The sequence below is a fragment of the Novosphingobium sp. MBES04 genome, assembly GCF_000813185.1.
Classification (GTDB): domain Bacteria; phylum Pseudomonadota; class Alphaproteobacteria; order Sphingomonadales; family Sphingomonadaceae; genus Novosphingobium; species Novosphingobium decolorationis.
This window is the reverse complement of the sequence record NZ_DF850488.1, coordinates 2,319,065-2,323,296: the sequence shown is the minus strand read 5'-3', so window position 1 is coordinate 2,323,296 and position 4,232 is coordinate 2,319,065. Positions and strand designations below refer to the sequence as shown.

Here is a 4,232-nt window from a genome sequence, read left to right as displayed (position 1 = left end):
AACGGAGTGTAAAAGGTCGAGACCAGCAGGACGCAGTGGTAGAAAGCCTCTGTGCCTTGATGGAGCAAGAAGGCGGCCTTTTTCCAGCTCTCCCGATCTCGGTAAAACTTGTATCCTTCAATGAACTCGACAGCGCTAGGATACCACTCCTCGTAGTACTCCTTCGCCAGATCTAGCGCGGCATGCGGGGTCTTTGGCTTGGGGGTCGCTAGCTCGCTGTCGTCGGCCTCGTAGAGCGCGATGCCGTCGCGGGCAATGTCCATGAAGAAGTAGCGGCCCTGAGCGAGCCCGTCGTTCACTTCCTGCATGGTGTGGACGATGAAATTGACCGGCGTCTTGAGGCTCTCGGTGATGCCGTATTCGCGCATCAGCCGCTCGTCGACGCGGGTCCAGTACTTGACCCGGTCGGTCAGCCGCTTGTCGCTGACGATCACCAAAAGATCGTAGTCCGACTTGTAGCCCTTGGCGGTGTGCGGCTCGTCGATCCAGTTGCCCCGGGCATAGCTGCCGTAGAGCACGATCTTGAGGATGCGCCCCTTCTTCTTCCAGTTCTGCGTCGAAAGCGCGAAGGCGTCCTCGAATTCCTCGAAGACGATCTGCACCACGCGTTCGAGTTCGCGCTGCTTGTTCGCCGGGAGATGGTCGAGGCTTGTTTTCATGGGCACAGACTCGCGCCTAACATCCTTGCTGCCAAGTGCAAAATGATGGCGGCCGGGGCCCTGTGGGCTCCGGCCGCGCGTGTATCACCATCCCTTGCGTTCCTGACGGCGCAGAGAACTGGCGATCATTTCGATTGCATGGGCCAGATGGGTCTCGGCCTGCGCGTTCGAGATACCAAGTTCGGCCGCGATCCGGGGCACGTTCAAACCTTCGATGCGGGCCAGACGAAAGGCCGCGTGCTCGGCATCGGGAAGCGAGGCCATCGCGCGCATATACCGCCGATGCCGGGGATCGGAGACCTCGGTAAAGGCGCCCCTGAGCGAGGCCTCCCGGATGCGCTGGACGAGGAAGGCAAGAGGCCGAATCATGCCGCATCCTCCCCGAAAGCAAGGAGGTAATCGGCGGCCTTGCTAGCGGCACTGGCCGCGCGAAAGATCGCCTTTTCGTCCTCGCGCAATACCGTGAGCCACGCACCGATATAGTCGGAATGCCGCACGCTTGGCGCGATCCCCAAGGAGGCACAGACAAAGGCGCTGGTCATCTCGGCGACCAGTTCCTCCCGGCCATACTTCGAGGAACGATAGCGGCCCGACTGGTCCCGGTTGAGGCGGGTGGGATGCCCGGTCCAATGCCCCAGTTCGTGCAGCGCCGTGCGGTACCAGTTGATCGGATCGGGGAAAGCAACCTGTGGCGGCACCATCACGAAGTCTTCGGCCGGGGCATAGTAAGCCTCGCGCCCACCAATCCGAAAGTCCGCGCCTGACAGCGTGATGATCCGGTCGGCCTCGATCCGCGTCATGACCGGATCAGGCACGCTCGCGGCGACTCCGGCTTCGATGGGAAGCCCTTCACACTGATCGAGATTGAAGACCGTGAACCGCTTGAGAAAGGCCACGGTGCGCGCGTCGCGGTCCTCGCTCCGGGCCTTGTGCGCCTCGTCCTTGGGCGTGAAACGATCGGCGTAACAAATGACCGTTCCCTTCTCCCCGCGCTTGACGTTGCCACCTGCCTTCTCGGCCTGCTTGTAGGTAAGCCAACGCTGCGAGGAATAGCCGCCCCCGATCCCGGCCGCCCACAGGATCAGCACGTTTATGCCGCTGTAGATGCGCCCCGTTAGCCCGTTGTGCGGCATCGTCACCAGGCACCGCGCCGCGTCCCACGGCTGCACCCATGGCACGCGGCCTTCTTCAAGTTCGGCAATGATCCGGTTTGTAACCTCTCCATAGAGGCTCTGACGGTTGTCCTTGGCCATGCTCCTTCACTCCTTCCTTCAACCGCCATTGACCGGCGCCAGGGTGGCGGGGGGCGGCAGGAGCGAACCAGCAGCCCCGCCGGCAAAAGGCGGGGCGCACCTGGCAAGGCCGTAACAACGTGAAGGACCCGGAAGCGCAGCGGACGGGTTGCGCCCCGTCGAGGCGGGGCTATCGGGCAGCGACGCCCCCCGTCACCTTGGAGCCGACAAAGGCCAACGCCGCCGCGCCTTCAGCGCGGCGACCGCTGAAGGGATGCAAGCCCATCCCGACCCGCCAAAGGCGGCCCGGAACGCATCAAGCGATCGTTTTGGCTGTGCCACCGAGACGCTAAAGAGCGGCTCGACCGGCGCGCGAGTGGAGGAAGCGCCCGGCAAGGCTAAAAGCCTGGCACGCCCTTAGCGGCTTATCCGTGGTGAGGTGCAAAAAGACGCCCAATCGTTCATCATGATCCGACGCTTCTCCAGCAAGTTGCCGCGCCGATAGGCCGCCTCGGTCTTGTCCTTGACGGCATGGGCGAGGGCCGCCTCGGCAACGTCGCCGGAGTGATTGGTCGTCTCGCTCACCCAATCGCGAAAGGCCGAGCGAAAGCCGTGAGCGGTGTAAGGCTCTTTCATTTCCTTGAGGAGCTTGGTCAGAGTCATATCGGACAAAGGCGCATTGCGACGTGCCCCCGGAAAAATCAGCGGGCAATTGGCTATACGAAGTTCAAGGCAACGTTCGAGGATACAAAGGACAGGGCGCGTGAGTGGCACGACATGCTCGCGCTGGGCCTTCATTCGCTCTTTCGGAAGCGTCCAAAGTCCAACTTTCAAGTCGATCTCGTCCCAGGTCGCGTGCCGCACTTCGCCAGAACGTGCCGCTGTCAGGATCGCAAATTGAAGGGCCAGACGACTGAACGATTCGCGCTCTCGCAGACGCAAAACGAACGCGGGCACCTTGTCATAGGGCATGGCCGCGAAATGGCCGTCCTTCTTGGGTTGGCGCGGCAGACCGCGCGTAACCGCACGCATGGGCGCCTCTGACTCGCGGTAGCCCGACGCGTAGGCCCAGTCGAGTATCGTTCCGATCCGTTGGCGGACCCGCCGCGCGGTCTCGGGCTTGGAAAGCCAGATCTCCGCGAGCAAACCACGAATCATGGGTCCCGTGATGTCATTGACCTGAAGATGCCCGATATGGGGGAAGGCATATGCCTCTAGCGTACTCGACCATTGGGCTTCGTGCTTCTCGTTGCGCCAGGTCTTGCGATGCGCGGCCAGAACCTTGGCTGCGGCTTCGCGAAAAGTCGGGATCCCCTGCGCCTTTCGCCGCTCGAAGATCGGATCGAGCCCGAGTTCAACCCAACTTCGGATCTCCCGGGCTCGTTCGCGCGCATCGGCAAGCGATACCTTCGCGGCGCTGCCGAGCCCGAAGTCGCGACGCATTCCATGCTTCTGTACCCGGCACACCCAGCTTTTCGAACCAGTAGGCTGGACGACGAGGTAGAGGCCGTCACCATCGCCCAACCGGCCCGGACGCCGGGCTGCCTTCACAGCCGTTGCGGAGAGCTTTCCCATGACCAAAATTCTCCCACATTCTTTCCCACATTTCCAATCGGTCACCGGTGGATGGGGCTGGATGCAGAAGGACGCGAATCACCAATCAAGCCAAGGAAACCCTTGGGCTTTTCGGTGTTCGGCTGGATGTAGAAAGAGTGGCTAGTGGCGGAGAGGGTGGGATTCGAACCCACGGTACGGTTGCCCGTACACCGCATTTCGAGTGCGGCGCATTCGACCTCTCTGCCACCTCTCCGCTCGAAGTGCCATCTGCAGGATATGCCTGCGAGGTCAGGAAGAAGCGCGCCACTAATCCAACTTTGCGAGCTTGCCAAGCCCCTAAATGACAAAAAAGGGGAACATTTTTTCAGCTTGCTTGTCCGCTCCCCTCGCGGGGCCTATATTGCACATATGAACAGAGCGTCCTTTTTCTCGCCTCAGGCCGGACGCGTGATCGATGCGCCGCGCCAGATGCGCGCCCGTTTTGCCATCGGCGACATCGTGCGCCACCGCGATCACGACTTCCGCGGCGTCGTCTTCGACATCGACCCTGTCTTCGCCAACAGCGAGGAATGGTACGAATCGATCCCGGCCGAGATCCGCCCCCTGCGCGAGCAGCCCTTCTACCACCTCCTCGCCGAAGCCGACGATTCGAGCTACGTCGCCTATGTCAGCCAACAGAACCTGATGGCCGATGACGAAGGCGGTCCGGTCGACCACCCCTCGCTTTCGCAGATCTTCGAAGACTACCGCAACGGCCGCTACCAGCTTCGTCGCAGCCTCGCGC

Annotated in this window: 5 protein-coding genes and 1 tRNA gene; 1 reads left to right on the top strand and 5 read right to left on the bottom strand. The window is 62.0% G+C overall.

All coding sequences use genetic code 11. From position 1 onward, the window contains the following. From MBENS4_RS10325 to MBENS4_RS10305, 5 genes are all read right to left on the bottom strand, one after another. The coding region (locus tag MBENS4_RS10325) for a nucleotidyltransferase domain-containing protein (RefSeq protein WP_039390567.1) at window positions 1–659 on the bottom strand (659 nt) is incomplete at its 3' end. Window positions 660–743: 84 nt separating this feature from the next. Then, entirely contained in the window at window positions 744–1,028 is a 285-nt protein-coding gene (locus MBENS4_RS10320; RefSeq protein ID WP_039390565.1) for an RNA polymerase sigma factor, read from the bottom strand. Beyond that, window positions 1,025–1,912, bottom strand: a complete 888-nt coding sequence (locus MBENS4_RS10315; protein ID WP_039390564.1) for an ArdC family protein — start codon at window positions 1,910–1,912, stop codon at window positions 1,025–1,027. Before MBENS4_RS10315 ends, MBENS4_RS10320 begins: the two co-directional genes overlap by 4 nt. Window positions 1,913–2,308: 396 nt before the next feature. Continuing rightward, window positions 2,309–3,466, bottom strand: a complete 1,158-nt coding sequence (locus MBENS4_RS10310; RefSeq protein WP_039390562.1) for a tyrosine-type recombinase/integrase — start codon at window positions 3,464–3,466, stop codon at window positions 2,309–2,311. A gap of 145 nt (window positions 3,467–3,611) precedes the next feature. After that, a tRNA-Ser gene (locus MBENS4_RS10305) sits at window positions 3,612–3,701 on the bottom strand. 155 nt (window positions 3,702–3,856) lie between these two features. Here MBENS4_RS10305 and hspQ point away from each other — a divergent pair. Then, window positions 3,857–4,232 (top strand): heat shock protein HspQ (hspQ, locus tag MBENS4_RS10300; protein ID WP_039390561.1); only part of this gene is annotated, 376 nt, incomplete at its 3' end.